The sequence below is a fragment of the Kutzneria viridogrisea DSM 43870 genome (assembly GCF_000525635.1).
GTDB lineage: Bacteria > Actinomycetota > Actinomycetes > Mycobacteriales > Pseudonocardiaceae > Kutzneria > Kutzneria viridogrisea.
The window spans coordinates 5486977-5513502 of sequence record NZ_CP007155.1; the positions used below are offsets into that span (position 1 = coordinate 5486977).

General features: G+C 65.5%; 34 protein-coding genes. 33 read left to right on the forward strand and 1 reads right to left on the reverse strand.

Features of this window, described 5'->3' with window-relative positions; translation table 11 throughout:
* Positions 1-107 precede the first annotated feature (107 nt).
* Positions 108-287 carry a hypothetical protein gene (locus KALB_RS49335; protein ID WP_236650000.1) on the reverse strand — a complete coding sequence of 60 codons (180 nt, stop codon included), beginning with the start codon at positions 285-287 and terminating at the stop codon, positions 108-110.
* Positions 288-351: 64 nt separating this feature from the next.
* Here KALB_RS49335 and KALB_RS50235 point away from each other — a divergent pair, with 64 nt between their 5' ends.
* The 33 genes from KALB_RS50235 to KALB_RS47745 all read left to right on the forward strand — a co-directional run bounded on the left by KALB_RS50235 (position 352) and on the right by KALB_RS47745 (position 26444).
* The gene (locus KALB_RS50235; protein ID WP_420811833.1) at positions 352-552 is read left to right on the forward strand and encodes an HNH endonuclease; all 201 of its coding nucleotides are present in this window, start codon (positions 352-354) and stop codon (positions 550-552) included.
* Positions 527-985 carry a phage terminase small subunit P27 family gene (locus KALB_RS24425; RefSeq protein WP_025358335.1) on the forward strand — a complete coding sequence of 153 codons (459 nt, stop codon included), beginning with the start codon at positions 527-529 and terminating at the stop codon, positions 983-985. The genes KALB_RS50235 and KALB_RS24425 overlap by 26 nt, the downstream gene beginning before the upstream one ends.
* A gap of 37 nt (positions 986-1022) precedes the next feature.
* Positions 1023-2666 (forward strand): terminase large subunit, encoded by a 1644-nt coding sequence (locus KALB_RS24430; RefSeq protein ID WP_236650001.1) that lies wholly within the window; start codon positions 1023-1025, stop codon positions 2664-2666.
* Positions 2667-2717: 51 nt separating this feature from the next.
* Positions 2718-2948 (forward strand): hypothetical protein, encoded by a 231-nt coding sequence (locus KALB_RS47740; RefSeq protein ID WP_025358337.1) that lies wholly within the window; start codon positions 2718-2720, stop codon positions 2946-2948.
* A gap of 4 nt (positions 2949-2952) precedes the next feature.
* Positions 2953-4500, forward strand: a complete 1548-nt coding sequence (locus KALB_RS24440) for a phage portal protein (protein ID WP_025358338.1) — start codon at positions 2953-2955, stop codon at positions 4498-4500.
* Positions 4497-6032: a hypothetical protein gene (locus KALB_RS48610; RefSeq protein WP_051913235.1), complete on the forward strand. Its 1536-nt coding sequence runs from the start codon at positions 4497-4499 to the stop codon at positions 6030-6032. The genes KALB_RS24440 and KALB_RS48610 overlap by 4 nt, the downstream gene beginning before the upstream one ends.
* 8 nt (positions 6033-6040) lie before the next feature.
* Positions 6041-7513, forward strand: a complete 1473-nt coding sequence (locus tag KALB_RS24455) for a phage major capsid protein (RefSeq protein ID WP_148309606.1) — start codon at positions 6041-6043, stop codon at positions 7511-7513.
* A gap of 70 nt (positions 7514-7583) precedes the next feature.
* On the forward strand, positions 7584-8012 hold the full coding sequence (locus tag KALB_RS24460; RefSeq protein WP_025358340.1) for a hypothetical protein: 429 nt from the start codon (positions 7584-7586) through the stop codon (positions 8010-8012).
* A gap of 3 nt (positions 8013-8015) precedes the next feature.
* Positions 8016-8213 (forward strand): hypothetical protein, encoded by a 198-nt coding sequence (locus KALB_RS24465; RefSeq protein ID WP_025358341.1) that lies wholly within the window; start codon positions 8016-8018, stop codon positions 8211-8213.
* A gap of 29 nt (positions 8214-8242) precedes the next feature.
* On the forward strand, positions 8243-8800 hold the full coding sequence (locus KALB_RS24470; RefSeq protein WP_030110526.1) for a hypothetical protein: 558 nt from the start codon (positions 8243-8245) through the stop codon (positions 8798-8800).
* A 9-nt stretch (positions 8801-8809) separates the two neighbouring features.
* On the forward strand, positions 8810-9151 hold the full coding sequence (locus KALB_RS24475) for a hypothetical protein (RefSeq protein WP_025358343.1): 342 nt from the start codon (positions 8810-8812) through the stop codon (positions 9149-9151).
* The gene (locus KALB_RS24480) at positions 9151-9471 is read left to right on the forward strand and encodes an HK97-gp10 family putative phage morphogenesis protein (protein WP_025358344.1); all 321 of its coding nucleotides are present in this window, start codon (positions 9151-9153) and stop codon (positions 9469-9471) included. Before KALB_RS24475 ends, KALB_RS24480 begins: the two co-directional genes overlap by 1 nt.
* Positions 9471-9845, forward strand: coding sequence for a hypothetical protein (locus KALB_RS24485; protein WP_025358345.1), 375 nt, complete (start codon positions 9471-9473; stop codon positions 9843-9845). The genes KALB_RS24480 and KALB_RS24485 overlap by 1 nt, the downstream gene beginning before the upstream one ends.
* A gap of 105 nt (positions 9846-9950) precedes the next feature.
* A complete protein-coding gene (locus KALB_RS24490) occupies positions 9951-10907 on the forward strand; it encodes a phage tail tube protein (RefSeq protein ID WP_042220741.1) in 957 nt (318 codons plus the stop codon).
* Between the two features lie 163 nt (positions 10908-11070).
* Positions 11071-11400: a hypothetical protein gene (locus KALB_RS24495; RefSeq protein ID WP_025358347.1), complete on the forward strand. Its 330-nt coding sequence runs from the start codon at positions 11071-11073 to the stop codon at positions 11398-11400.
* A gap of 47 nt (positions 11401-11447) precedes the next feature.
* Positions 11448-11819: a hypothetical protein gene (locus KALB_RS24500; RefSeq protein WP_025358348.1), complete on the forward strand. Its 372-nt coding sequence runs from the start codon at positions 11448-11450 to the stop codon at positions 11817-11819.
* A 19-nt stretch (positions 11820-11838) separates the two neighbouring features.
* Positions 11839-15936: a phage tail tape measure protein gene (locus tag KALB_RS24505; protein WP_025358349.1), complete on the forward strand. Its 4098-nt coding sequence runs from the start codon at positions 11839-11841 to the stop codon at positions 15934-15936.
* A 12-nt stretch (positions 15937-15948) separates the two neighbouring features.
* A complete protein-coding gene (locus tag KALB_RS24510) occupies positions 15949-16815 on the forward strand; it encodes a phage distal tail protein (protein ID WP_025358350.1) in 867 nt (288 codons plus the stop codon).
* Positions 16816-16818: 3 nt separating this feature from the next.
* Positions 16819-17967, forward strand: coding sequence for a hypothetical protein (locus KALB_RS24515; RefSeq protein WP_025358351.1), 1149 nt, complete (start codon positions 16819-16821; stop codon positions 17965-17967).
* Positions 17968-17970: 3 nt separating this feature from the next.
* Positions 17971-19125 (forward strand): hypothetical protein, encoded by a 1155-nt coding sequence (locus KALB_RS24520; RefSeq protein WP_025358352.1) that lies wholly within the window; start codon positions 17971-17973, stop codon positions 19123-19125.
* Positions 19125-19958, forward strand: coding sequence for a hypothetical protein (locus KALB_RS24525; protein WP_025358353.1), 834 nt, complete (start codon positions 19125-19127; stop codon positions 19956-19958). Before KALB_RS24520 ends, KALB_RS24525 begins: the two co-directional genes overlap by 1 nt.
* Before the next feature lie 78 nt (positions 19959-20036).
* Positions 20037-20576, forward strand: a complete 540-nt coding sequence (locus KALB_RS24530; RefSeq protein WP_025358354.1) for a phospholipase D-like domain-containing protein — start codon at positions 20037-20039, stop codon at positions 20574-20576.
* The gene (locus KALB_RS24535) at positions 20573-21262 is read left to right on the forward strand and encodes a glycoside hydrolase family 25 protein (RefSeq protein WP_025358355.1); all 690 of its coding nucleotides are present in this window, start codon (positions 20573-20575) and stop codon (positions 21260-21262) included. Before KALB_RS24530 ends, KALB_RS24535 begins: the two co-directional genes overlap by 4 nt.
* 3 nt (positions 21263-21265) lie before the next feature.
* Positions 21266-21649 carry a hypothetical protein gene (locus tag KALB_RS24540; RefSeq protein WP_025358356.1) on the forward strand — a complete coding sequence of 128 codons (384 nt, stop codon included), beginning with the start codon at positions 21266-21268 and terminating at the stop codon, positions 21647-21649.
* A gap of 14 nt (positions 21650-21663) precedes the next feature.
* Complete coding sequence (locus tag KALB_RS24545; RefSeq protein WP_148309607.1) at positions 21664-22632, forward strand: hypothetical protein; 969 nt, start codon at positions 21664-21666, stop codon at positions 22630-22632.
* Between the two features lie 10 nt (positions 22633-22642).
* Entirely contained in the window at positions 22643-22978 is a 336-nt protein-coding gene (locus KALB_RS24550) for a hypothetical protein (protein WP_025358358.1), read from the forward strand.
* A gap of 33 nt (positions 22979-23011) precedes the next feature.
* Positions 23012-23443 (forward strand): hypothetical protein, encoded by a 432-nt coding sequence (locus KALB_RS24555; protein ID WP_025358359.1) that lies wholly within the window; start codon positions 23012-23014, stop codon positions 23441-23443.
* A 14-nt stretch (positions 23444-23457) separates the two neighbouring features.
* Positions 23458-23865: a coiled-coil domain-containing protein gene (locus tag KALB_RS24560; RefSeq protein ID WP_148309608.1), complete on the forward strand. Its 408-nt coding sequence runs from the start codon at positions 23458-23460 to the stop codon at positions 23863-23865.
* Positions 23866-24091: 226 nt separating this feature from the next.
* Complete coding sequence (locus KALB_RS24565; protein WP_148309609.1) at positions 24092-24328, forward strand: helix-turn-helix domain-containing protein; 237 nt, start codon at positions 24092-24094, stop codon at positions 24326-24328.
* On the forward strand, positions 24316-25014 hold the full coding sequence (locus KALB_RS24570) for a hypothetical protein (protein WP_148309610.1): 699 nt from the start codon (positions 24316-24318) through the stop codon (positions 25012-25014). Before KALB_RS24565 ends, KALB_RS24570 begins: the two co-directional genes overlap by 13 nt.
* Positions 25007-25810 carry an endo alpha-1,4 polygalactosaminidase gene (locus KALB_RS24575; protein WP_148309611.1) on the forward strand — a complete coding sequence of 268 codons (804 nt, stop codon included), beginning with the start codon at positions 25007-25009 and terminating at the stop codon, positions 25808-25810. The genes KALB_RS24570 and KALB_RS24575 overlap by 8 nt, the downstream gene beginning before the upstream one ends.
* Positions 25807-26289: a hypothetical protein gene (locus KALB_RS24580; protein WP_025358364.1), complete on the forward strand. Its 483-nt coding sequence runs from the start codon at positions 25807-25809 to the stop codon at positions 26287-26289. The genes KALB_RS24575 and KALB_RS24580 overlap by 4 nt, the downstream gene beginning before the upstream one ends.
* Complete coding sequence (locus KALB_RS47745) at positions 26286-26444, forward strand: hypothetical protein (RefSeq protein WP_158510802.1); 159 nt, start codon at positions 26286-26288, stop codon at positions 26442-26444. Before KALB_RS24580 ends, KALB_RS47745 begins: the two co-directional genes overlap by 4 nt.
* Positions 26445-26526: the final 82 nt, after the last annotated feature.

The following is a 26526-nucleotide window of genomic DNA, read 5'->3' on the forward strand; positions in this document are numbered from 1 at the left end:
GTTTTACCTACCAGCGTGGAGCGCACGTCCACATGCGGAATGTGCGGTAGCTGCTACACCTTCGTGGGCCGCAAGCGCCGGTACTGCTCTGACGAGTGTGCGTTGAACTACGCCCGGCTGCGTCGAGGGGTCAGGCGGGCGGCTGGCACGTTCATGCCGTGCGGTATCTGCGGCACGGAGTTCCCGTCGTCCAGGTGCAAGGCGTACTGCTCGCCTGAGTGCTCCGCGCTGGCGTTGCGGGCGAAGAAGGCGGAGCGTGACGCGGCGAAGAACCACACTCGCCGCATCCGCTGCGCCGAGACTGCAGTGGAGCGGGTTGACCGGCTGAAGGTCTTTGTTCGGGACCGCTGGGTGTGCGGTTTGTGCAACGAGCACATCGACTACACGCTGTCGTGGCCCAACCCTGGTTCACCAAGCCTCGACCACATCGTGCCGCTGTCTCGCGGCGGGAGCCACACCTACGAGAACGTGCAGGCCGCTCACCTCGGGTGCAACGTGCGGGCACAGGACAAGCGGAGGTCGTTCCATGGGGAAGCGGGGTCCTGCGCCTAAGCCGAATGCTCTCCGGGTCCTGCACGGGGAGCGGCCGTACCGGATCAACACTGCTGAGCCGCAGCCTGCGGAGGAGCGGATCGAGCCGACGCAGGAGTTGACGGAGTACGCGCGGGCAGCGTGGGACCTGTTGGCGCCGGACTTGATTGTCAAGCATGTTCTGACGGCGTGGGATGTGCACGCGTTCACTGCCTACTGTGTGGCGGCAGGCACGTTCCGGGAGGCGTCGGAGCACCTCACTACCTACGGCCTGACTGGACGGGGCGCTGCGGGCGGGGAGATCAAGTCTCCGTACTGGCAGATCATGCGGGACAGCATCGACGCGATGGTGAAGCTGGGCGGCCGGTTCGGGCTGACTCCGAGCGATCGGGCTCAGTTGTCGATTGGCGGCGGCGATGAGCGGGCGTCGGGCGCCGAGCGGCTCCTCAGCTAGCGGGTTGCCGCCAGCGTGTGGCTACACGCTGGATGGGGTGACTTGCCGGCGGCGTGGGGAGCATTTTTGTGAGCCGCGGGCTGATCACGCGCAGGCGTTTATCGAGGAGATCTGCCTGCACACGAAAGGCAGGTACGCCCGCACGCCGTTCATCTTGTGTGACTGGCAGCGGGACGACATCGTGCGTCCACTGTTCGGCCAGGTTGTGTGGTCTGGCGAGCAGGAGTCGTATGTCCGCCGGTATCGGATCGCGTGGATCGAGCTGGCGCGCAAGAACGGCAAGAGCGAACTACTCGCGGCGATCATGCTGTACCTGCTGGTCGCTGATGGTGAGGAGTCGGCGGAGCTGTTCGGTGTCGGCAGGGACCGGGATCAGGCGGCGCTGGTGTTCGACGTGGCGAAGCGCATGGTGCAGCTGTCGCCGATCTTGTCGAAGCGCCTGCAGGTGAAGGACCACAACAAGCGGATCATCGACCCGAAGACGGCGAGCGTGTACGCGGTGATCGCCGCTGATGCCGCGGGCGCGTTGGGTTCGAACCCGTCGGGTGTGGCCGCGGACGAGATCTTGGCGTGGCGTGATCGGGCGATGTGGGATGCGATGCGCACCGGCATGGGTTCGGGTGCTCGCCGGCAGCCGTTGATGATCGCGGCGACGACGGCGGGTAGTGACACGGCTGGGTTTGCGGGGCAGATGCACGCGGAGATGCAGCGTGTTGCGGAGGATCCGGGGCGGGCGGCGCACGTGTTCGTGTATTTGCGGAACACGCCGCAGGATGCGGACCCGTTTGATGAGTCGACGTGGCCGTTCGCGAACCCGGCGCTGGGTGACTTCCTCAGCATCGAGGCGATGCGGCAGGAGGCGCAGGAGGCTCGGAACAACCCGGCGCAGGAGAACAGCTTCCGGCAGTTCCGTCTGAACCAGTGGGTGGGTCAGGCGTCGCGGTGGATGCCGATGCACCTGTATGACGCGTCGGCTGGCGAGCTGTGGCCGTCGCTGGAGCATGGGCGTGAGTTTTTGGCGGGCCGGGAGTGCTGGGTCGGGTTCGACTTGGCCGCGAAGTTCGACCTCACAGCGTGGTGCCTGCTGTTCCCGGATGGGGATGGTGGGGTGGACGTGCTGTGGCGGTTCTGGCTGCCGGAGGCGGCGTTGCCACTCTTGGACAAGCACACGGATGGCCAGATGTCGCGGTGGGTCCGTGACGGCTGGGTGACGGTCACTGACGGGAACGTCGTTGACTATCAGCGGATCTACTCCGATGTCGAGGATGACGCTGCGCTGTTCGACATCCTCGGGGCTGACGGTGACCAGTGGTCGTCGATGCCGGTGGTGCAGGAGTTGTCGGTCCGGACGAACCTGGATCCGGATGAGGGCAGCATCGTGGTGTACACGAACACGTACACGCACATGTCGCCGGGCATGGACATGGTGATGGGCTGGGTGAAGGACGAGCGGTTCCGGCATCACGGGAACCCTGTGGCCCGCTGGTGTTTCGACTCGGTTGAGGTGCGGAAGGCCCCGTACGACCCGGCGTTGATCCGCCCGGACAAGCCGGATCGTGGCGCGTCAGCGAAGCGCATCGATGCGGTGCCGGCGGCGGCGATGGCGGCGAACGCGTTGATGTCTCGCGGTGACACGGTCGGCGACGAGTTCGAGTACGACGGGTTCGCTGTCTACAACTGAACGTTTGGCTCCTGACCTGCTGGCGACCGTCGATGTGTGGAGGGAGCCGCGGTGTTCGGGCGTGACCGTCTGGTGAAGCAGGTCGTGAGGGAGCGGTTCGTGGTGACCCCGGTTTCCGGGCCGACGTTCACCGCTGTCCTTGTTGACGCCGATCGGACGTCGATGCATTTCACGGATGTGGCTGTCCTGTCTGACGGTGTGGAGCGTCCAGCGCGGGGCGAGTTGTACATCGCGCGTCGCAATGTGGCGTACCTGCAGCGCACTGTGCCGAACGTGGGGTGAGGTTGTGCTGCTGAACAACGGCCAGGTGGTGCCTCTCGCGCCGCAGGCGTTGGGTGAGACGACGCCTGTGATGGCGACGGGCTACTTCTATGCCCACGACGGGATGTGGCTGGAGAAGCGGTTCGCCTACTACGCGGAGATCTACAAGAGCCAGCCGTGGGTCGCGGCGGCGGTGAACAAGCGGGCGAATGCGGTTGCGCGCCTGTCGTTGAACGTGTGGGACAACTCGCCGAACACGGGCCAGAACCTGGACACGACGTCGGAGTACGCGCAGTTGCTGCGTCAGCCGTGCTGGTGGCTGTCGCAGTATGCGTTCTGGCGTTGGGTGGTGTCGACGTACGACATCTACGGTGAGGCCTTCCTGTACAAGCTCCGGGACCCTGACACGGGCCTGGTGAAGTACCTGCTTCCGATGCATCCGTCGCGAACGTTCATCAAGCGCGCCGCGCAGGATGGCGAGTGGGATGGTGCGAAGGCCGGGGACCTTCAGTACATCTTCACGTTGGGTACCGCGACGTACGGGTACTTGAAGGCGCCGGCGACGGATGTCGTGGCGTGGCTGCGGTTCAACCCGGACACGGAGATGCGCGGTTGGTCTCTGCTGGAGCCGCTGCGGTCGACGATCATGAACGAGGACTCGTCACGTCGTGCGATGGCGGCGTGGTGGCGGAACATGGGCCGCCCGAGTCTGGCTCTGTCGATCGACAAGGCTGTGAAGCCGGAGATCGGCAAGAGGATCAAGGCCGAGTTCGATGCGATCCACTCGGGCAGCGACAACGCGGGGTCGACGATCGTCCTGCCATCCGGGATGACGGCGATGCCGATCCAGCTCGACGCCGAAGATATGGCGTACATCGAGTCTCGACGCCTCAACCGTGAAGAGGTCGCGGGCGTGTTCGACATGCCGCCCCCGGTCCTGCAGATCACGGACAACGCGACGTTCAGCAACATCACCGAGCAGATGCGTTCGTTCTACCGGGATTCGATGGCGCCGGTCATCGAGGACCTGGAGTCGCTGCTGGACTCCTCACTGAAGCCGGAGTTCATCGGGAACCTGTTCGCCCGGTTCGCGGTGGACGAGGTGCTGCGCGGCAACATCGAGACCCGCGCGGAGACAGCCGTGAGCTTGGTGACGAACGGTATCGCGAAACCGGCTGAGGTGCGGCCGTGGTTCGACCTGAACGACGCGGGTGCCGTGACGAACCGGTTGTACGCCAACTCGGCGATGCAGCCGCTGGGGACGATCCGGGAGTACATCGCGGTGTCGGGGCCGGGCGCCGAGTTGGTGCCGCAGACCTATGAGGATGCGCAGGATCCGCCTGAGCGGGCGCCGGTTGAACCGGCTGGCGCGGAGAAGCCGCCCACTCCCCCCGCGCCGGCTGCTCCTCCACCGGAGCAGAGGCCGGGCAAGTACTACCGCTCGATCATGGGCCGCTTGGGGCGGGGTAAGGCTCTCGCGGATGTGTCCAGGGAACTACTCGATTCGGTCGATGAAAGTGAGCGTGCCGCGGTCCTTGATGACTTGGCGCTCGCCGAGAGGAAGACCCAATGAACATCATGACCAAGGCCGTCGCGTCCATCGAGCCTGGTGATGACGATGCCGAGCAGCCCAACGGCTCGTTCCACGTCATCCTCTCGGCGCAGAGCAAGGACCGGGACGGGGAGGTACTGCGTCACGACGAGTGGGATGACCTGCCGGACTGGATCAACTTCGACATCGATCACGCGATGACGGTGGAGAAGACCATCGGCAGTGGTGTTCCGACGATCGAGGATGACGGGAACCTGCATGTTCGGGGCACGTACTCGAGCCTGAGGCTGGCCCAGGACGTGCGGACGCTGGTGAACGAGCGGCATGTGCGGAACACGTCGGTGACGTTCATGACCCGCAAGGAGCAGAAGGACGGGAAGACCGTCGTCAAGCGGGAGTTGCTGAACGGCGCGTTCGTCGCGATCCCGTCGAACCGGGACACGGTCGTGCTCGAGAGCAAGGGACTGGATGTGACGGCGAAGGCTGGGGCCAGGAACTCGGCGAGGGACGCGAAGCAGATCCAGGCGATCCACGATGCCGCAGCTGACTTGGGGGCGTCGTGCTCTGGTGCTGACGCGGTGAACGCGGACACGGGCGCGATGGACGGCGCGAACAAGTCCGCTGTCGTCATCAACGTGCCCCCCGGTCAGGACTTGGACAAGTTCGCTATGCCCACTGCGACCAGGAGGCTCGCGGTGGCCGGTGCACTGTCTGGCGCTGCCCTTGCCGAGCTGAGCCAGGCCGCCGAGACGGCCAAGACCGGGGTCCAGCCGGAAAGGCCTGCGCGGGCTGCGAAGGCCCTGTCGAACTCCGTGGAGGATCTTCAGGCCCGGATCTCCGATGTCCTCGCGGACATCTACAGCGAGGAGGATGGCGACAACTGGACCTATCTGCAGGCCACGTTCCTCGACGAGGACGCCCAGTCCGGGACCATCGTGTACTGCCTCAACGGGGACTCCCTGTCGCGGACGTTCACCGACGACGGCAACCAGGTCGTGCTCGGTGACCAGGTCACGGACGTCACGATCGTCACCAGCGTGGTCCCTGAGGGCACTGGTGAGCCTGACGAGCAGACCCAGGAGCAGGCCACAGGCAAGTCTGTGGGCGCCAAGGCGATCTCCGATGAGGACTGGGATGGGTCCGCGTCTCGGTTCACGCTCGAGCAGTACCGGGCCTCGTGCCTGATCGGCCCTTCTGAGGCATCAGAGGACAAGGCCGACTACAAGCTTCCCGTGAAGGAGCCGAACGGGGACGTGAACCGCAACGCGGTTCACGCCGCCGCGGCGGCACTCGCGGGTGGTCGCGGGGGTGTAGACGCCTCCGACGACGAGAAGAAGGCCGCGGCGAAGACGCTGATCGCCTTGTACGGCCAGTTGAAGGAAGACCCGCCGGACTCTCTCGTGGAGCTGGCTGGGGATAGCCCCAAGGACGACGCCAAGTCCGCCGATCCCGCAGCCGCCGACGTCAAGTCCGCCGCTGCCGTGTCCGCCGATGAGGTCGCGCTCCGGGCTCGTGCATTGCAGATCGAAGTGCAGGCGCACGCCCTGCAGTGACTCATCGGGTGTCCGGCGACGTCCCTTTCGCCGCCAGCTCTGGCCGGGCACCTCAACAACACGCGAAAGGGATGGCTGTAATGGCTAACGAAGTCGAGTTGAAGACTGCCGCCCGGCAGCTGGGTGTCGAGGTCAAGTCCGTGATGGACAGTACTGACCTGACCGCGGCCGAGAAGGGTGAGCGGCTGGACAAGCTGCAGGCCGAGTCCGAGCGGATCGGCGCTGAGCTGAAGAACCTGGAGCGGGCCCGCGCGCTGATGACTGGCGCCGGCTCCGCCGAGGAGCCCGAGAACCAGGGTGCTGCCATCGAGCGGCGTTCGCTCGGCGAGCAGGTCGTGAACGACCCGGCCTACCAGAAGGCACTGGCGTCCCGTGGTGGCCGCTACTCGGCGATGACCACGGTGGGTCTGAAGACCCAGGGCGCGACGAACATGATGGGTGAGTCGACGTCCGGCACGTCCGCTGGTTCGGCTCTGTCGGGCTACTTCCTGGCTGGTACTGCTGGCCCGTCGATCCTGCCGAACTTCCTGCCGGGCATCGTGGAGCAGCGGTTTTTTCCGCTGACGATCGCTGACCTGTTCGCGCAGGGCGCCACCGACAGCCCGGTGATCTCCTACCTGAAGGAGACTGCGTGGACGAACTCCAGTGCGGCCACGGGTGAAGGCGCGACGATGCCGTACTCCACGGACGCCATCGCGCGCGTTCAGGAGCAGGTTGGCAAGGTCACCAACGTCCACAAGATCACCGACGAGATGCTGCAGGACGCTTCGCAGTACGTGTCGTTCCTGAACAACCGGCTCGTGTTCGGTGTCCAGCGCCAGGAGGAGGTGCAGCTCCTCGCCGGCTCCGGCTACCCGGGCGTGAACGGCCTGCTGGCCCGCACCTCCGGGTTCACTGTCGCCCCCGGTGTCTCGGCTGGTGGTGTCACCATCACTGGCGGCCTGACGTTCCCCGCTGGCGGCACCCCGGGTGCTGGCGAGACCGGTGCCACCGTCTCCACCATCACGTGGGGTCGTGAGGCGGGTACCCCGAACACTCCGGCGACCGCGGTGCAGATCGCTGATGGTCTGTTCGGTGCCCTCACGGACATCCGGTTCGCGGCGTTCTGCGAGCCGGACGCCTTCGTGGTGAACCCGTATGACTGGCAGACGATCCGGCTGGGCAAGGACTCGCAGAACCAGTACCTGGGCGGTTCGTTCTTCGGGGCGGACTATGGGCAGCCGCAGAACGCCGGCGAGTCGCTCTGGGGAAAGCGGGTTGTGGTGACCCCGGTGATCCCGCAGGGCTACATCCTGGTGGGCTCGTTCAAGGAGAACGCACAGCTGTTCCGCAGCAAGGGCATCACCGTGGAGATGGTCAACACCAACGGGACCGACTTCGAGCAGGGCCTGGTGTCGGTCCGTGCGACGAGCCGTCTGGCGCTGGCGGTGTACAGGCCGCAGGCGTTCGAGCTCGTGAAGCTGGCGACCTCGACCTCCTGATCCCCTCGTGGTGTGGTGCCCGGCACCGCCATGCCGGGCACCACACCCTGGTTCTCGAACAGGAGTCGCGATGAGCCCGATCAACGAGGGCGCTAGTTCCTCGGTCACCGCTGAACTGTTCCGGGCGTCGGGGTTGACGCTGACGGGGGCGGGTTCGGACACGGTGACCGCGGGCACGGTGAACCTGGTGACTGGCGTGGCGGGACCGATCGATATTTCGCAGGTGTCGAACGGTCTCCTTGTCGTCAACGTCGCCAACGCGCCGACTGGGACAACCCCTGGCCTCGCGGTGTTCTTCGACGTCCGAGACGGCAACGGGAACTGGGTGCTGGTGTCGAACCCGACCGCGATCAGCGGTGCTGTCCTGACCACGTCGGGGACGGTGTGGGGCAACATCTCCAACGGCTACCAGCTCACCGCGCTGGGCCGGATTCGTTGGGGCCTCACCGGCACCACCCCGTCGTTCACGGGGGTCTCGTTCTCCCTCTGGGGAAGGTGAAACATGCCAACCGAGTACTGCGACCGCTACACCTACTTTCAGGTGTACGGGCACTACCCGCCTGATGATGGGTCCCGTGACCCGGCGCTCGACGAGAACGTGGACGGCGAATCCCAGCCGGAGGAGCCGACCACGAAGGTCGTCACGCCTGTGGGGAAGCCGAAGCCCCGCAAGTCGTCCCGAGTCGCTGAAACGAAGTAGGGAGGCCGGGGGTGACATCGTTTGCGTCTGTGTCTGATCTGGAGAACTTCACTCAGCAGACGCTGGTCACGGCTCAGGCCCAGGAGGCCCTGGACAACGCTACGGCCCTGATCCAGGACTCGACGGGCCAGGTGTTGAGCCAGGTCGTGAACGACGTCGTCACCCTCGACCCCCTACCGGGCTTCGCAGTGATGCTTCCCGAGCTGCCGGTGACCTCTGTGGCGCAGATGCAGTGGCTCGATGACCGCGGCGGGACAGGCTGGAACACGATCCCGTCGAGCCAGTACCGGGTCAAGCCGAACGGGACCCTCTACCTGATCCCTGGTGGAGGGTTTGACTTGTCGCAGTGGCCTCGTGATCTGGACACGATCCAGGTCACCTACACGCACGGCTACGCGACGATCCCTGCGGGCATCAAGGCTGTGTGCACGGCGCTGGCGGCGCGGTTGCTGGTGAATCCGTACAAGATTCAGTCGCAGCGCACAGGCGAGGTGCAGGTCGTGTACGGCGGGGTCGCCAAGTCCTGTGACCTGTGGGACACAGAACAGAAAACCCTCGGCAGGTACACGATGTACGGCTGGGCGTAGGAGGGTTCCGTGACCGTCCCTCTCGGCCAGCAAACCCTGATCCTCGTGTCCCGCTCTGATGGCGCCAAGGACAACATGGGTGTCCCCGCACGCATCGAAGTTGAGACATCGGTGTCCGGGTGTTCGTGGCAGCCGGCGTCAGCTGATGAGGACGTGGTGCACGACGTGGACCGCGCCGAGGACCTGTGGAACGCGTGGATCCCCGGCGGCACTGGTGCTCGGGTCATCGACGCGATCAAAACCCCGTGGGATGGGTTGCAGTACGAGATCCAAGGCACCCCACAAACCTGGGTCGACGCGTTCGGCCGGGTCAGCCACACGATCCTCACGGCGAGAAGGGTGACCGGCTGATGGCAGACGACCCGTACACCCTGAACCTGGCCGAGGCCCTCATGCATCCGGGCCTCGTGACGTACCTGAAGGAGCTGGCGGAAAAGGGCGCCGAGCATGCCAAGTCCATCGCTCCAGTGGGTACGAGGACGACGAAGCACTCGACGCCCGGCCAGTACCGGGACTCCATCACCGCTGAGGTGCACACGTCGAAGACACGGGTCGTGGGCAGGATCCGAGCAACGGACTTTACCGCGTACTGGATCGAGTTCGGGTCGAAGCACAACGAGAAGCAGGCGATCCTCGCGAAGACGATGGACTTCCTTGAGGGACGGGCCTGATGTACGCCAACGTCGAGGCTGTCCTGGTCGCCTACCTCACTGGCCAGTGCGGGCTGCTGGGTGTGTCCGTGGACATGCCGAACACGCCGCCACTGCCGTTCGCGCTCGTGACACGGACTGGCGGCAGCGACGACTACATCACTGACGCCGCGACGATCGACATCGACGTGTTCAACACGACCCGGTCCACCGCCTACGACACCGCGGCACAGGTGCACGCGTTGATGCGGCGCCTGAGGCACACCGCGGTTGGCACGACGGTTATCGACCATGCCGAGACCATCATGGGCCCGACCTGGGTGTCCTATGACGACGAGCACCTGCAGCGGTACGTGATGCGGATGCGCATCGACTCGCGCGTCACCGCGGCCTAACCCCTCTAGACGACCCCGGCCCCGGGGCGATCACACAACACCCTTCCGCAGCAAGAACGCCATGCGCTCTTCGCTGCCTACCCGTCTGTCAAGGAGGCGGCTCTAGTGGCTGGCGCATACTGGGATTCGATCTTCCCGGGCCAGAGCAGCCAGGTCCGTAAGGCGCTCTATGGTTCGGTGTACATCCAGGACTACAGCAGCAGCAACAACTTCGCGAACTACTCGCCGTTCGATCCGTCCACGGGTCTGCTGTCCAGCACGCTGCTGACCACCGACGGGTGGACGGACCTCGGCTACCTGGATGAAAACGGCGTGGAGTTCACGCCTCAGTACTCGACCGCGGACACCAATACGTGGCAGTCACGGCAGCCGCTGCGTACCGACGTCACCAACGACGTCGAGCAGGCGAAGCTGATGCTGCTGCAGTCGGGCCCGGTCGCGGACTGCCTGTACTGGGGTCTTCCCCTGTCGAGCGCGAGCAGCATGGGCGTCACCGGCTACAACGTGGTGAAGCCGAAGGTGCCGCAGATGGTGTACCGGTCGCTGATGTTCCTCGGTGTGGATGGGGCTACGGGCGGCACGGGTTCTCAGGGCATCCAGTTCATGGCGAAGATCTACCCCCGCGCCCTGATGATCAAGCCGGACAAGCAGGACTGGCAGGCGAAGACAGAGATTCAGACTCCGTTGACGTTCCAGGCTTACCCGGACACTGTCGCCGGGTACACGATCAAGCTGCTCCGTGAGGGCCCCGGCTGGCGTGCGCTGGGTGTCCCAGGCGGTGTTGGTGCGCTCACCATCACCCCGGCGAGCGGGCAGCTCGGTATCTCCTGGACCGCGGCGACGGTGCCCTCGGGTGCCCCGGCGCTCACGTCCTACACGGTCACCGTCACCAAGGTGTCCGACGGCTCGTCCGCATCGGGGTCGCCGTTCACGGTGGCCGCTGGCACTACCACGAAGACCGTCACGGGCCTCACGTCGGGCCAGCCGTACAACGTGTCGGTTGTCGCCGTGAACTCGAACGGCAACGGTGCCGCGTCGACTGGTGTCGGGACGCCGACCTAACAGACCCTCCGCGCCCGGCACTCTGGCGGCTGTCGGGCGCGGAGACCCACCCCTCACGCCACTTCATGTGGCGTGAGGGGCTCGCCGCCGACCTCTTCTTCCCTCTTCCACGGCCAACTCGTGGCCTCGATAGCCGCCGCAAGCCGCCAGAACGGAGCACCCCATGTCCAGCCCAAACCGTAAGCGTCTCAAGCTGACCGAGATGCGGGACCAGGCCCTCGACTCCCTCGGCATGGAGCCGGGCCTCGAACTGGAGCTCGACAACGGAGGCGTGATCCTCGTCCCGAACCCGCTGCTGCTCGACGAGGAAGCCCAGTCCGGCCTGAAGGACGCCACCGAGGCATCCGCTCTCGCGAAGCTCCTCCTAGGCGAGGAGCAGCACGCCCGGCTCCTGGCGGGCGGCGGCCGGTCCACTGACGTCCAGCTCGCTCTCGTCATCATGAAGGAAGAGCTGGCCGCCAACCCAAAACTGCAGATGCCTACCACCTCCTGAGTAGCTACCCGGAGGAGATCGAAGCGGATCTTCTCCGCTACTACTCGGTGGATGTCGGCGACTGGTGGCGCGGGACGTTGTCGTCGAGGCGCCTGGTGGTGTTGGTGCGGCAACTGCCTGCGGAGTCCGCGACGAGGTTGGCGATGTCGGACTCGCCGTGGCCTGTGACGACGCACATCCTGGCCTACATCGCTGACACGGTGGCGTTCTCGAGGGCCGACTACGTCAACGCCCACGGCGGGTCAATGAAGCCGAAAGCCATCCCACGTCCAGGCGAGGAGACCGTGTCGGAGCGGCGTCAGCAGGTCAGGGACCTGCATGACGCACTGCACAACATGGCCTCAGGTGGTCTTGATCCCCGGGTCGTGGCCGCGTTGCGGCGTGACGCGCCACAACTCCCCCAGGTCGAGGTTCAGTGAGCGGTGAGGGGGCGGCAGGGTGGCGAAGTCTGTTGGTGGGGTCTATCTCGACATCATCCCCAGCGTCAAGAACTTCGGCTCCCTGCTGCGTTCCTCCACGATTGGTGATGTCGAGAAGGTCGGAAAGGAAGTCGGCTCGACGTTCGGCAACGCCCTGTCTGGAGCGTCCAGCGACGGTGTCCGAGCCCTGCAATCGAAGCTGGATCAGGCTGTGTTGGCGACGCAGAACGCGTCGAACAACATGGTCAGGTCGCAGGCCGCGGCGGAGACCGCGGCGGGCAAGGTCCGGATCGCTGAGCAGCAGCTTGCTGAGGCCCGCGTCAAGTATGCGGCGGACTCATCTCAGGTCATCGCGGCCGAGGAGAAGCTGGCTGCCGCCCAGCGCAACTCGGAGATCCAGGCCAGTCGGTCACAGAAGGCCCAGGAGGCCCTGACGGCCGCTGAGGCGACTCAGAAGGACTTGACCGAGAAGAACGCCGCCACGCAGGAGGCGTCGGCTGCGAGCACCAGCAAGCTGGCTGGTGCGGCGACCACGCTGGTGACTGCAGTGACCGCGGTCGGGTTGGCGATGGGCGCTGTCGCGGTGAAGGAGGCCGCCGACTACCAGACTGAGCTGACCCGGCTGGTCACGTCGGCGGGTGAGAGCACCGACGCGATCAAGGGTGTGGGTGACGGGATCCTGGAAATGGCCGGCCAGGTCGGCATCTCGTCGCACGAGCTCGCTGTCGGCATGTACACCATCGAGTCCGCGGGCTATCACTCCGCTGACGGTTTGGTGGTGCTGAAGGCCGCGGCTCAGGGCGCCAAGGAGGAGAACGCGCAACTGGGGACGGTCGCGAACGCGGTGACCGACATCCTCACGGACTATCACCTGCCGGCTCAGCAGGCAGCGGATGTCACTTCGAAGCTCGTGACCGCCGTCTCACTGGGCAAAACCAACTTCGAGGCGCTGTCGGGCGCCATGTCCTCTGTGGCGCCACTCGCGGGTGCGGCACACGTGCCGTTGCAGGATCTGCTGGGTGACCTGGCGGAGATGACCGCGCACGGTGTCTCTGCGGATCAGGCTGCGCAGAACCTGGCGAACACGATCCGGTCGCTGGCGAACCCGACGAACGTGATGACGCAAGAGTTGTCGCAGTTGGGGATCCGGTCGGACGATGTGTCGAAGAACCTCGGCAAGACTGGTGTGAGTGGCGCGCTGATCTCGATCAGTGACGCCATCATGCAGCACATGGGGCCTGAGGGTCAGGTTCTGTTGCAGACGTTCAACCAGTCGAAGATCGCCGCTGAGGACGCGCAGAAGATGTACGGCGCGCTCCCTCCGAGCTTGCAGAAGATCGCGGACCAGTTCAACACCGGCAAGATCTCCATGAACGAGTGGAGGCAGGGCCTGAAGGCGTTGCCCGCGGACCAGGCCGCGCTGCTGCAGCAGTGGGTCACGATGCGGAACAACGCCGAGGGGTTCTCGCAGGCGTTGAAGTCGGGGTCGACGACGGCGCAGACCTACACGCAGGCTCTGGCGAAGGCGACTGGCAACGCCACGAGTATGAACGTCGCGTTGATGCTGACCGGGGAGAACGCGAAGTCGACGTTGGAGAACATCGACAAGATCGCGGAGTCGACTGACGAGGCCGGGCACAACGTTCTGGGCTGGAGCGAGATCCAGGGCAACTTCAACCAGAAGCTGGATCAGACCAAGGCTCAACTAGGCGCGTTCATGATCGCGATCGGCGAGAAGCTGCTGCCAGTGGCCACCCAAGCCCTCGACTGGGTCGGCAACTTCGTACGTGGCCTAATCGACATGGGCAAGTGGATCAGCGAGAACTCGAACTGGATCGGCTTGATCGCCGCGGTCATCGGCGGCCTCGCGGCGCCGCTCCTCGCGGTGAAGCTCGCGATGGAAGCCTGGGCGCTCGCAACGAAGCTGGTTGCTCTCGCCCAGGCGGCGCTGAACCTGGTGCTGAACGCGAACCCGATCATGCTGATCGTCACTGGGATCGCAGCGCTCGCCGCTGGACTGATCTACGCCTACACGCACTTCGAGGGCTTCCGAAACGTCGTCCAGGCGGTCGGGAACTTCCTCAAGGACGTGTTCCTCGCGGTGTGGCACGCCCTCGGGGTCGCCATCGACTGGGTCGTGGACCACTGGAAGATCTTCGCAACCGCCCTAGCAATCATCTTTGCGCCGATCACCCTGATCGTCGGCCTGTTTGTCCTCGTCATCAGCCACGCGAAGCAGATCGGAGACGCCCTCACCACAGCCGCACAGGCCGTGGGTAAGGCGTTCGTGTGGCTGTGGGAGACCATCCTGAAGCCAGTGTTCGACGGGATCTTCCTGGTGTTCCGGGTCGCAGCGGCGATCGTCGCAGCGTTCCTCGTGGAGCCGATCGTCCTGCTCGTCAAGAACGTGCTCGCCCCAGCTTTCGTGTGGCTGTACACCGCCATCATCAAGCCCTACATCGACGCGATCGGCGCCATCGTGCACTGGGTGTGGGACAACGTCATCAAGGTCGTCATCGACTACATCGTCGCTGGCGTCCGACTCTGGGGCGCGATCTTCACCTGGCTCTACACCAGCATCATCAAGCCGTCCTTCGATGCCATCGGCGCGATCTTCCACTGGGTGTGGGACAACGTGATCTCCCCGATCATCGGCTACATCCAGCAGGGCATCCAGTTCTTGGGTGCCGTGGTCCGCTGGCTGTGGGACTCGGTGATCAAGCCCTACTTCGACGCGATCGGCCAGATCTTCAACTGGATCTGGAATAACGTCATCCAGCCGGTCATCAACTACATCAAGGCCGGGATCCAGGCGTGGGGCGACATCTTCTCCTGGCTGTACGACCACGTCATCAAGCCAGTCGGTGACGCGATCAGCGCAGCTGTCGACGGCATCAGGCATGGCTTCGAGCTCGCGGTCGAGGGCATCAAGACCGCCTGGAACAAGGTCATGGACATCGTCAAGGTCCCCGCCAAGTTCATTGTGGACCTGGTGTACAACGATGCGATCGTCCCTCTGTGGAACGGTGTCGCGCACCTGTTCGGCCTCGGGGACCTCAACCCGGTCAAAACGTCGGCCTGGGCTGGCGGTGGCGTCCTACCTGGGTACGCCCCGGGCATCGACTCGATCCCCGCCATGCTGTCCCCCGGCGAGGCTGTCCTCACCCCGGAAGCGGTCCGGTTCCTGGGTACGGACACGATCCTCGGCCTGAACGCGATGTCCGGCCGAACCGGCGGCAACCAGGCCAACGGGATCCCCGTGCACGCGGCTGGTGGCTGGCTCGGTGACGCCTGGAACGCGCTCTCATCGGGTGCTCAGGCGGTGTGGCACGGGATCACCGACGCGGCCAGCTGGGTTGCTTCTCTCGCGGGTGACATCGTCGGCGGTGTCACGAAACTGTTCGAGGGCGCGATCGGGAAGACCGCGTCCACCCCAGGTGGCAGCTCGGAGTGGCGGACCGCGCTGACCGACATTCCCGGGAAGGTCGTTCAGGGCGCGATCGACAAGGTGCGGTCCTGGTTCGCGGCGGGGAATGGGGCTCAGTACACGGCTGGTGCCGGTGTGCAGCAGTGGAAGGGCGTGGTGGACCAGGCACTGACCCTGCTCGGGCAGCCACTGTCGATGGAGCAGACGGTTCTTCGCAGGATGCAGCAAGAGTCGGGCGGCAACCCTTCGATCGTCAACACCACGGACTCGAACTGGGCTGCCGGTACGCCGTCGGTGGGTTTGATGCAGGTGATCGGCCCGACGTTCGGGGCTTACGCGGGCCCGTACGCGGGCACTGGCCCGTTCTCGTACGGGGTCAGCACGAACCCGCTGGCGAACGTGTATTCCGGCCTCAACTATGCCCTGCACCGGTATGGGTCGTTGTCCGCGCTGAACCAGGCCGGCGGCTACGACGACGGCGGCTGGCTGCAGCCAGGGATCACGCCGGTTATCAACGCCTCGGGGCGTCCGGAGCCGGTGTTCTCGGCGGGACAGTGGCAGACCCTGAAGTCGGCGGTCGCCTCGGGTAATGCAGGCGGGGAGCACCACTACCACGTCACCACCCACGATCCCGCGTCGGTCGCCGCCGAGATCGAACGCCGGCAGCGCTCGCAGATGCTGATGCGGTAAGGGGAGCGAATCGTGCAGTACGACGCCCTGTGGTACGGCTCCCAGTTCAGTATCGGCGGCATCACCATCAACGGATCCACCGACACCAATGGGTGCGACTGGATTCTGACCAAAGAGGACGGCTGGTTCGGCAGCCCCGCGGTGAAAGCGATCCGGAACGACAAGCCTGCGTCACGCGGCGTGTTCCGGGGCGTGGAGTACCGCGGGGCCCGAGTCATCGTCCTCGAGGGAACTCTGTCGGCCCCATCGGTGGCGACCTTGCAGAACGCGATCGACACGCTGTCCGCGGTCTGCCCCGACCCGAAGTCGCTGTACCCGTTGACAGTGACGTCGGCGAACTCTGCGCGGTACATCAACGTCGCCCTGGACGCGCCGATCACGACGACCCCGATTTCGTGGCAGAGCGTCGCGTTCAGCCTGCAGTTGATGGCCCCGGACCTGCGGAAACTGGACAACTCCCTCACGACCCTGTCGACGGGGCTGACCACCGCCGGAACCGGCGGCGTCTCGTACCCGGTGACCTACCCAGTGAACTACGGCACCCCAGGGTCTGGCGGCTCGCTGGTCGTGACGAACACGGGCACCGCGGACGCGGACATGACGTTTACCCTCGCCGGGGCGTTGACGACACCGACGATCACGCGCGCGGACACCGGGGACACGTTGACCTACAACGCGACCCTATCGTCCACGGACTCGGTGGTGATCAACACGAACACGGGTGCGGTGACGCAGGGCGGCATCAACCGCAGGGCCCTGCTGACCGCGAACAACTGGTTCTCGATCCCAGCGCAGTCCTCGATCACGATCCAGTTCCGCAGTGGATCGCCCGGTGACACCGGAACGTTGACCGTCTCCTACAGAAACACGTGGTACTGAGCCATGGCGCAGCAGGCGAACGGTGCCGTCCCGATGATGGCGGCCAACGGTACGACCGCGATCAACACCGCGGCGAACTACCGGCAGGCGTGGATCGGTGCGCTGACCGCGTCCGCGGGCGCGCAGACCGCACCCCAGACGGCGTGGCGGAGCGGTGTGTTCGGGTCCACGTCGGTGACCGGTGTCAACGGGAACATCCCGATGGACCTGCAGGTCAACCAGACCGTATCCGCATCCCAGGGGGTGCTCATCAACGCCGGTAACGCGTTGATCGGCCGCACGGGTACCGCGGCGGGCCCGTATCTGGCGAACTGGAACGCGTCGTTCACGATGTCGATGGACGCGAACCCCACGAGCAACCCTCGGATCGATGTGGTGTACGCGCAGATCGTGGACGCGGCGATCAGTGACACGGGCACTCAGGGTGCGCAGATCACGTACGTGGACGGGACACCAGCGGCGAGCCCGGTAGCGCCGTCGATCCCAACTGGCGCGATCCCGTTGGCGCAGATCCTGCGGCCCACGTTCGCTTCGAACGGCAACTCGAACAACATCACGTCCGCGCAGATCACGGACGTCCGCAAGTCCGCCTCGACGTTCGGCGGGGTCCGGTGCCTCCTCCCGGGGGACGCGAACGCCGACCCGGGCGCCTACCTGGGCGAGACGACCTACGACGGGGTGACGTCCCTCAAGTCCGGTCTGCGAGTGTGGGGCGCGGACGGCAAATGGCACGGGGTCGGCAACAGGCCGTTCGATCAGCCGACCGCGGCGAGCGACTCGACGCACATCGGGTTCGGCAACACCTACAACGTCGGTACCTTGACGATCCCTGACCCCGGGTTCGCGTACCGGATCGAGGCGGTCGGCGAGTGCTTCGTGCAGAACAACTCGGCCAACCCGACGCAGCTGTCCGTCGTCGACGGCCTGATCATCGTTGGGGCCACAACCTACGCCAGGAACCGGACGCCACTCGTAGCGGGCGCAACCTACAACTCGTACCTCGAGGTGTGCCTGACCTCATCCCCCGTGTTCACGGGCTCCCAGACGGTGGTGTTCCAGATCCTGAACCCGAACACGCTGCAGTACATCGATGCGCTGCCCACCAGCCAGTGGTTCCAATTCCGTGTCGTCGTCATCCCCGTCCCGGCGTGACCCATGCCGAACGCCGATGACTGGGTTGCGTACGCGGTCAACACGAAGACCGGGCAGATCCTGACGGAGCTGCCGTTCGTTGACTCACTGTCCTACAGCTACAAGATCAATGACGCGGGTGGGGGCAGCGTCACCGTCCCCCTCGGCGGCACCGGCATGTCCAAGGCGGACTTCGAGGAGATCTCCAAGCCCTGGCACTACTCGGTCGCGATCTGCTACAAGCAGTTCGTCGTCCAAGCCGGCCCGGTCATGGGCGAGTCCTACACGGATAATCAGGGCAAGTCGCAGCTCACGTTCGCGGGCATGTGGAAGTACCTATCCAAGCGCCTCGTCCTTCCCCCAACGTGGGTTGCTGGCGCGAACCCCGCAGTGTCCGGCGCGGACACGCTGTACGCGAATACGACGTGGCGGAACATCGCGATCCAGCTCGTCGCTGACACCACGACCCGCAACAGCCTGCCGATCGTGACACCAACCCTGGACGCGGCCAGCACGGTCACCCAGCAGTACTACGGCTACGACATGAGCCTCGTCGCTGACGCCCTCACCAACGTCACCTCCCTGTCCACGAACGTGGAACTGGAGTTCCGGCCCACGTTCTCCGCGACTCCCGGCTACATCCAGTGGACGCTGCGCGCGGGTTCCCCACGGCTGGGGCAGATCGGTGCACCGTGGGTGTGGGACTACGGGGACCGCGGTTCGCTGACGAGCTTGGACTACGCGACGGACGGCTCGATGATGGAGCACGCCGACTATGCGCGTGGCTCCGGATCCCAGTACAACCTGGCGATTGGCACCTACTACGACCCGACGCTCGTGACCGCCGGGTATCCGCTGCTGGAGGGTGTGAACGGCGCGAACACGCAGGAAACCAACACCACCACGTTGGCCAGTTACGCGCAGGCCACGGTGCAGACCTACGCCTACCCGGTGGCCACGTTCAGCGCGACGGTCCGCATCGACGGCACGGACGGCACAGGGCAACTCACTGGGTCCCCAACGATCGACCAGGTGAGCGTGGGTGACACGGGCACGTTCTGTGTGCAACGGCATCGACGGATCCCGGACGGGAACTACACGCTGCGGATTACGGGCATCGACTCTGTCGATTACCGGACCGCCAAGTTGACGCTGCAGTCGACCGCGGGGGTGGCGTGATGACGGCTCCCGGGTTTGTCCCGAAGCCTGACCAGTCCCTGGTCGATAGGCTCGCCCGCCTCGAGCAGACGGTCCGCCGCATGCAGCAGAACACAGCGGGCGCTACCACCGCGAACGGCGGCGCCCCACTAGCTACGGCTGGGCAGACACCCAGCGGGATCGGGTCGCCCGTCTCCGCGGGAACGGGTACAGCGGCGGCACGCTACGACCACGTGCACACCTCCTCCCTCGCCGCGCAAACCGATGTAGCCGTCTCCTCCCCGTCATCGGGGCAGGCATTGACCTACAACTCGGGCACCGGGAAGTGGAACAACACCACCCGCACCCTCGCGGCCGAGTCCGATGTCACGATCTCCAGCCCGACCGCCAACCAGGCACTGGTCTACAACGGCACCACGTGGACCAACCAGTCAGTGATACCGATCGGCTTGTACTCCCGGTACACGACCACGGGCACACTCGGTGCGGGTGGCGGCTGGAACACGCTCGCCTCGTTCACCCTGGCTGAGGGATCCGGGGTTGGGCTGACCTTGTCCGGTGGCAACTCGTGGTCGCTGGGTGCGGGGATCTGGCGGGTTCATGCTGCTGTTGCGACGAATCAGTCCACGATCCTCGCCCTCAACTCCACAACGAGCACTGCGTCGATGTCGACGACGATCTACACGGCGAACTCGGCGACTGCGGTGTCTGGGTGGGCGGCATGTCAGGCGTACGCGGAGATCCGTTCCCCCTCCGGATCGCCTGTGACGGTCGCGGTCACCGTGTTCACATCCGCGGCAGCCTCATACGTGTCCCCGAACTGTCGCGTGACGTTCGAGTGGTCCCCCCTCTGACAGGAGTTTCCCTGTGGCAGCGTTATTCAAGGACTCGGCGGCCACGGAGACCGGCGCCGACTTGGTGCTGGTGTAGTCGTGGCTCTGCCCAGCCTGTCTGTGTTGGACGGGTATAAGGCCGGTGGTTTCAGCGCCGACTACCCGCCATCGTTCAGGACGTTCTACGCGCCAGTGGACCAGGTCCATGCCGTCCTCGCCACCCTTGTGCAGTCCGCTACGACATCACTGGTCGCGGCCCTGTACGCGTTCGACGATGACGTCCTCGCGAGTGCACTGCATGACAAGCTCGCCGACCCGCAGTGTGTCGTACAGCTGTCATTGGACTCCACGCAGGCCATCAACCCGCACGAGCGGGCTCTGATCGCCGCTGCTGGTCTGCCGGGGAACTCGATCGCGATCGGAACGAGCGAGCACGGCGCGCTCATGCACCTGAAGCTCCTGATCGTTGATGGGCTCGACGTGATCACCGGATCCACGAACTGGTCCACCAGTGGGGAACGCCTACAGGACAACGCGCTCGTGGTGATCCGGGACCGGGCTGTCGCCGCCGAGGCACGTGCCCGAGCTGACGCCATCCATGCACACATGCTGCACGCAGCAGGAAGCAGGTCAACGTGACGATCTTCGGTGTTGACGTGGCCAGCTACCAGGCTGGCTTCAACTTCGCGCAGGCCAAGGCCGAAGGCTTCGACTTCGCCATCATCAAGGCGATCGAGGGCGACAACTACATCAACCCCTACTACGGAGCCCAGTACGCGGCGTCCGTCGCCGCCGGCCTAGTCACGGCCTCCTACGTGTTCGTGCACACCGCTGACGAGGCTGGCGAGATCGCCCTCGCGGAACGCGTCATCCCCGCGGGGTCGACGATCGTCCTTGACTCCGAGGCGGATGGCGCCGGGGAGTACCCGGTGAGCGTCGACATGTACAACGCGTTCACCGCTGCTGGGTACCACGTGCCGCTGGTGTACTTCCCGCACTGGTTCTGGCAGCAGATCGGCTCCCCGAGTCTCGCCGGACTCCCCGCACTGTGGTCCTCGGGCTATCCCAGTTCGGCCACCACCTATGCGTCCGAGATCTACGACACGGTCGGCGGCGACAGCGGGTCCGGCTGGACCGGGTACGGGGGGCTGGGGGTTGAGATGTGGCAGTTCACCGACCGGGGTGTCGTTGCGGGCATCAGCGGCATGGACTGCTCCGCGTACCGCGGCACTCGTGAGCAGTTGATCTCACTGTTCACGGGGGGCGGCAGGCAGCCTGCTGCGGCCACAACCGACCAGACCAACTTCCTGCTCTTGGAGGGCTGACTCATGGCCATGGGCGAATTCCGGCCAAGCGGCTACTACGACCGCAACACCGACGGCAGTCTCAAGCTGACCGCCAGCTCACCCACCTTCCACAGCGAGCCCAGTAAGCACCAGTTGGTGTGGCCGTGCGATGCGTCCTGCTCGGCTATCTCGAAGGCATCGTGGTTCAGCCTCTCCACTGGGTGGGGATCGGCGAGCGTGCACGTCTGGTACATCGGGCAAGCCAACGGCGGCCCCGTCTACCTCGATGAGGCGGATGTCGAGCTCGCGCAGGACACCCGCTACAGCGTCGTGTGTCCGGAGGGCACACAGCTCATCTCGGTACTGGTCAAGTCGACCTCCACCGACAATCCCATCGCCTGGTGCCTCGAAGTCGCCGGCCAGTGAGGAGCAGCAACAGCATGTCCAGCCAGCCTCCCGTCGACCGACACGTCGAGACCGAGACAATCCCTGGCAGGAGACTCGGTCGACGCCCGCACGACCCACAGAGACCCGCACTGAAGCTCGCCCACTACCTCACTGGCGTCGTCCCCTCGCACCCATCCAGCGCGGATTTCGGGTCGAAGGTCGCGAACTGGGAGATGCTGGGCAACGACCAGTGGGGCGACTGCGGGCCCGCCGCGGCATGCCACATGCGGATGCAGGTCTCCCAGTACCTCACCGGTACCGCGTTGAACCTGATCACGGACGACGCACTCGCCCTGTACAAGCTGTGCAACCCGGATTTTGACCCGTCCGCGGGCACCGGGGACAACGGCGTCGTCCTCGCGGACATGCTCGCCCAACTGCAGGCTCACGGCATCCGCGGTGTGAAGCCCCTGGCCTACGCCAAGGTCAACGTGTCCGACCCGGACGAGCTGCGTGCGGCGATCGACCTGTTCGGGTCCGTCCTGCTCGGTGTCGACCTGGAAACCGCGCAGCAGCAGCAGACCGACAACCACATGCCGTGGAACTACGTGCCGTCCTCCCAGTGGGGTGGGCACGCAGTCCTTGGTGTCGCCTTTACCAGCGCCGGCACGGGCTCCGACATCGCAGTCGTCAGCTGGGGCACCGAGATCGGCATGACCCAGACCTTCGAGCGCCGCCAGATCTCGGAGGCGTGGGTCGTCATCTGGCCTGAGCACCTTGGGAGCATCGAGTTCCAGCAGGGGGTGAACCTGCCCGCCCTCGCCGCGGGCTACACCGCCCTCACCGGGCGGCCGTTTCCCGGCAACCCCACTCCCACGCCTCAGCCTCCTGGGCCGTCTGTGGACCCTGCTGACCAGGCTCTGGCCACGGCTCTGGGGCCGTGGCTGAGCGAACACCACTCTGGGGACAACAAACGTGCCGCGACCGCGGTCCGTACCTGGATGGCCGCGAAGGGCCTGTGAGGAGAACACAATGCAGACTGTCGCCAAGGGCCTCGTCGCAGTGGTCATGGCCCTACTCGTCGCCGTGCAGCCGTTCGTGACGACCGGTTTCACGATGCAGGCCGGGTGCAGCATCGCCGTGGCGGTGCTGACCGCGATCGGCGTGTACCTCGTGCCCAGCGTGGATGGTGTCGCGCCGTGGGCGAAGACCGCGGTCGCGTTCCTGCTCGCCGGGGCACAGGCCGCCGTCCAGGTCGCGTCCACTGGGGGCATCAACACGCAGGGCTGGATCACGATCCTGCTCGCCGCGCTCGGTGTCGTCGCGGTGCACGTGGTCCCCAACAAGCCGGCCAGCGTCGCGTCCTGACGGGCGCTTGGTCCGCATCGGGGAAGGACCGCTGTGATCGTGCTCAAGAGTGGAGTGATCGTGCGGAGTGGCCGGAACCCTTTCGAGGTGTTCCTGCTCTCCGCGGCCGTGTTGTCGGGCGGCGCCGGGTTGCTGGCTCAGGCGAGCTGGTCCCCGGCGGTCGCGAACACGCTGCCTGATGGCCTCGTACCGGTCTGGTACGGGGGCCTGGTACTGGGTGGCGTGGTGAGCGTGGTTGGCGTGCTGTTGAACGGCTTGGTGAGCCTGCTCGTGGAGCGGGTGGGGCTGACGCTGCTGGGTGGTTTCGCTGTGCTGTACGTGTCCGTTGTGTTGGTTGAGGCCGGGTGGAGAGGCACGCTCCCGGCCCTGTTCGTGGGGGCGTTCGCGATGGCCTGTGTAGGCCGGTTTGTCACTATCGGTCGAGATCTGAAGCGCGCGGCTGCGGCCGAGCCGAGATCGAGATAACCCAGGGGGTGTTCATGTCCCTGCAAGACCTCGGCGTCTGGTTCGGGATCCTCGGCGGCGGCGGTGGACTGTTGGGCGGCTTGTATGCCGCGATCGACAGCATCCGCAAGCGCCGGAAGATGTCGATCGATCAGGCGGGGATGGTCGCGAACTCGGCGATCTCCCTGGTGAATCAGTTGGAGCAGCGCGCGAAGACGCTGGAGACGCAGTTGGGTATGGCGAACCAGCGTGCGGATGACCTGTCGGAGAAGCTGCGGGCTGCGAATCAGCGTGCGGATGACCTGCAGGAGAAGCACGACAACATGTCTGAGCAGCTCAGTGGCGCGCAAGCCGAGGTGCGTGTCCTGAGGGGTCAGGTGAAGTTCTTGATGGTGGAGTTGGATAAGCGGGGTGGTGCCCCGGAGGGTGGGCCTCTGGGGTGATCGTGGCTGGTTGAGTTGGTTGGTGTGGCTGGGGCCTCACGCTCAGGGTTGAGCGTGAGGCCCCTTTTTTCGCGTTTCTGGGTCGTTGCGGTGTCACGTTTGCGGGCTTCGTTGTGCGCGGAGCGTGATTCATACCTGCTGGTGGCGTGTTTCCCGCGAGTCGATGTGATCGCGCGCGTTAACGTCGGATGGCCATCAGGCCTCTGACCTGGTGAAACATCCTCAGTTGGCGGTGATCATGGACGGCTTCCTGACGGCCGCGGAACTCGCCGAACGGCTTGGCGTGTCCGAGCCGTGCGTGCGCTACCACCTGCGGCGCGGCCACATCTGGGCTGAGCGTCACGGGCCAGGGTGGGTGATTCCGCTGGCCGAGGCGGACCGATTGGTCGGCGAGTACAGCCCGTACATGCGGTGGACGAAAGCCCCAGTACCAGCGAAGGAGAACCCCACTTGGAACTGCTGATGATCGTGCCGTCCCGTGGCCGACCACAGAATGTGGCCGCGCTGTGGGAATCCTGGCAGGCCACCACCACCGCGTCAGCGGACCTGCTGGTGTGCGTGGACGACGATGACCCGGAACTCGACGCCTACCGGCAGGGCTGGGAAGCAGCGGGCGGCTGCGACGGGTACCGGTTGCAGACTGGCCCGCGGCTGCGGCTCGGCGGCACACTCAACGCTGCCAGCAGGGTCTACGCCGAGCACTACAGGGCAATCGGGTTTCTCGGGGACGACCACAGGCCCCGTACGGCGGCATGGAACGAACGTTTCCTGTCCACGCTGGACGGGCTCGGCACGGGTTTGGTGTACGGCAACGATCTGATTCAGGGTCGGCTTCTGCCGACCGCTGTGGCGATGTCGTCGGACATCGTCCGGACGCTCGGCTACATGGTGCCGCCCGGCCTGACCCATCTGTATATCGACTCGGCGTGGCTGGCTCTGGGGCAGACCTTGGACCGGCTCACGTACCTGCCTGACGTGGTGATCGAGCACATGCATCCCCTCGTCGGGAAGGCGCCGAGCGACGCGGGCTACGAGGAAGTGAACTCGTCGGCCATGTACGCGGCCGACAGTCAGGCCTATGAGGCGTGGGTCCGTGACCGCCTCGACAACGACGTGACGAAGTTGAAGGAGCTGATGGAGCGTGGGTAGGACCGTTGCCGCTGTGGCGGCAGGGCTGCTGGTTGTGGGCGGCACGCTGGCTATGCCCACTGCGGACGCGAGCCCGGGCTGGTGGACTCCGCCTGCGAAGGTCGCGTCCTGGCAGTGGCAGTTGGACGGGACGATCGACACCAGTGTGCAGGCGGCAGTGTTCGACGTGGACGGGTTCGAGACGTCGGCTGCGACGGTCGCCGCGCTGCATGCGAAGGGCGCGCACGTCATCTGCTACCTGGATGTGGGTGGCGCGGAACCGGGCAGGCCGGACTACAGCCAGTTCCCGAAGGCCGCGATCGGCCGCAAGGAAGTCGGGTGGCCGGAGTACTACCTGGACACCCGCGACGCCACGGTCCGCAGCGTGGAGGCGGCCCGGGTCGCGATGTGCGCCAGCAAGGGCTTCGACGCGGTGGAGACGGACCTGGACGACACGTACCTGGAGGGCGCACGGGCCACGGGGTTCCCGTTGACGCAGGCCACGGGCCTGGACTACTTGTCGTTCCTGGCTGCCACGGTCCACGCGAACGGGCTGGCGTTGTTCGCGAAGAACGGCGTCGACAGTGCGTTCGTGGCTCGCGCAGCACAGGTCGCTGACGGGGAGATCAACGAGCAGTGCGTGCAGTACTCAGAGTGCCCGGTGCTGGCGCCGTTCGGGCGGGCAGGGAAGCCGGTGCTGCACGTGGAGTACTCGTTGACGCTGGCGAAGACGTGCAAGCCGGACGCGGTGTACCCGAACTTCACGTCGATGCTGAAGCGGGTGGCGCTTGGCGCGTGGCGGCAGGTGTGCCCGTGAACGACACCTACTGGAGCCTCGGCGTCACCGTCGGACTCCCCATCGCAGGGTTCATCTCACTCCTTGCCACAGTCGGGATCGTGGTCGGCGTCAGGTACGGCAAGAAGATCGGCAGCTATGAATTCCTCGAACCCTCAGGGGGGCTCATCTGGACAGGCAGCATCGCCCTATTCCACACACTCCTCATCACTGGAATCGTGATGTTCCCGTGGACCGCCGAGTACCACCAGTGGAGGCCGGTCGGCGGCACCCTTTCCGAGGTCCAGTCACGCCTCATCTCGGCAGGCAGCAACGGTGGCAGCAACCAAAAGTTTGCGGTCCGCTTCACCGGCTCCAAACAGGAGTACTCCTGTGAAGACACGCGCTGCGCACTCCTCAAGCCACGCCAACACCTCGAACTGTCCTGCATCCGCGAGTGGCAGTACGCGGGCACACCCGGCTACGCCTGCCAGTACGTGCGATCGGACGGCGACCAGTGACCAACGGACCGATAGAACCGAGCGCTGACCTGCGGAAACTAGCCAGCGTCCTGCGCCAGACGTATATCGCCCTCATCGCCGAGGGGTTCACCGAGCACCAGGCGCTGGTCATCATCGGCCAGATTCTCGCCGCCCAGAGCGGCGGTGCGAAGTGACCGCGTGGCGTCTGTTCCCTGAGGGCACAGTTCCCGAGTGGACAACCACGGCCTGGTACCAGGAGCGCGACCGGGCGCCACA

Excerpts from the sequence above, each read along its gene's own strand:
- KALB_RS49335 (WP_236650000.1), bottom strand. The coding sequence starts at position 287 with ATGCGGCGAGTGTGGTTCTTCGCCGCGTCACGCTCCGCCTTCTTCGCC.
- KALB_RS24425 (WP_025358335.1), top strand. The coding sequence starts at position 527 with ATGGGGAAGCGGGGTCCTGCGCCTAAGCCGAATGCTCTCCGGGTCCTG.
- KALB_RS48610 (WP_051913235.1), top strand. The coding sequence starts at position 4,497 with ATGAACATCATGACCAAGGCCGTCGCGTCCATCGAGCCTGGTGATGAC.
- KALB_RS24460 (WP_025358340.1), top strand. The coding sequence starts at position 7,584 with ATGAGCCCGATCAACGAGGGCGCTAGTTCCTCGGTCACCGCTGAACTG.
- KALB_RS24465 (WP_025358341.1), top strand. The coding sequence starts at position 8,016 with ATGCCAACCGAGTACTGCGACCGCTACACCTACTTTCAGGTGTACGGG.
- KALB_RS24480 (WP_025358344.1), top strand. The coding sequence starts at position 9,151 with ATGGCAGACGACCCGTACACCCTGAACCTGGCCGAGGCCCTCATGCAT.
- KALB_RS24485 (WP_025358345.1), top strand. The coding sequence starts at position 9,471 with ATGTACGCCAACGTCGAGGCTGTCCTGGTCGCCTACCTCACTGGCCAG.
- KALB_RS24495 (WP_025358347.1), top strand. The coding sequence starts at position 11,071 with ATGTCCAGCCCAAACCGTAAGCGTCTCAAGCTGACCGAGATGCGGGAC.
- KALB_RS24515 (WP_025358351.1), top strand. The coding sequence starts at position 16,819 with ATGGCGCAGCAGGCGAACGGTGCCGTCCCGATGATGGCGGCCAACGGT.
- KALB_RS24520 (WP_025358352.1), top strand. The coding sequence starts at position 17,971 with ATGCCGAACGCCGATGACTGGGTTGCGTACGCGGTCAACACGAAGACC.
- KALB_RS24525 (WP_025358353.1), top strand. The coding sequence starts at position 19,125 with ATGACGGCTCCCGGGTTTGTCCCGAAGCCTGACCAGTCCCTGGTCGAT.
- KALB_RS24540 (WP_025358356.1), top strand. The coding sequence starts at position 21,266 with ATGGCCATGGGCGAATTCCGGCCAAGCGGCTACTACGACCGCAACACC.
- KALB_RS24545 (WP_148309607.1), top strand. The coding sequence starts at position 21,664 with ATGTCCAGCCAGCCTCCCGTCGACCGACACGTCGAGACCGAGACAATC.
- KALB_RS24550 (WP_025358358.1), top strand. The coding sequence starts at position 22,643 with ATGCAGACTGTCGCCAAGGGCCTCGTCGCAGTGGTCATGGCCCTACTC.
- KALB_RS24560 (WP_148309608.1), top strand. The coding sequence starts at position 23,458 with ATGTCCCTGCAAGACCTCGGCGTCTGGTTCGGGATCCTCGGCGGCGGC.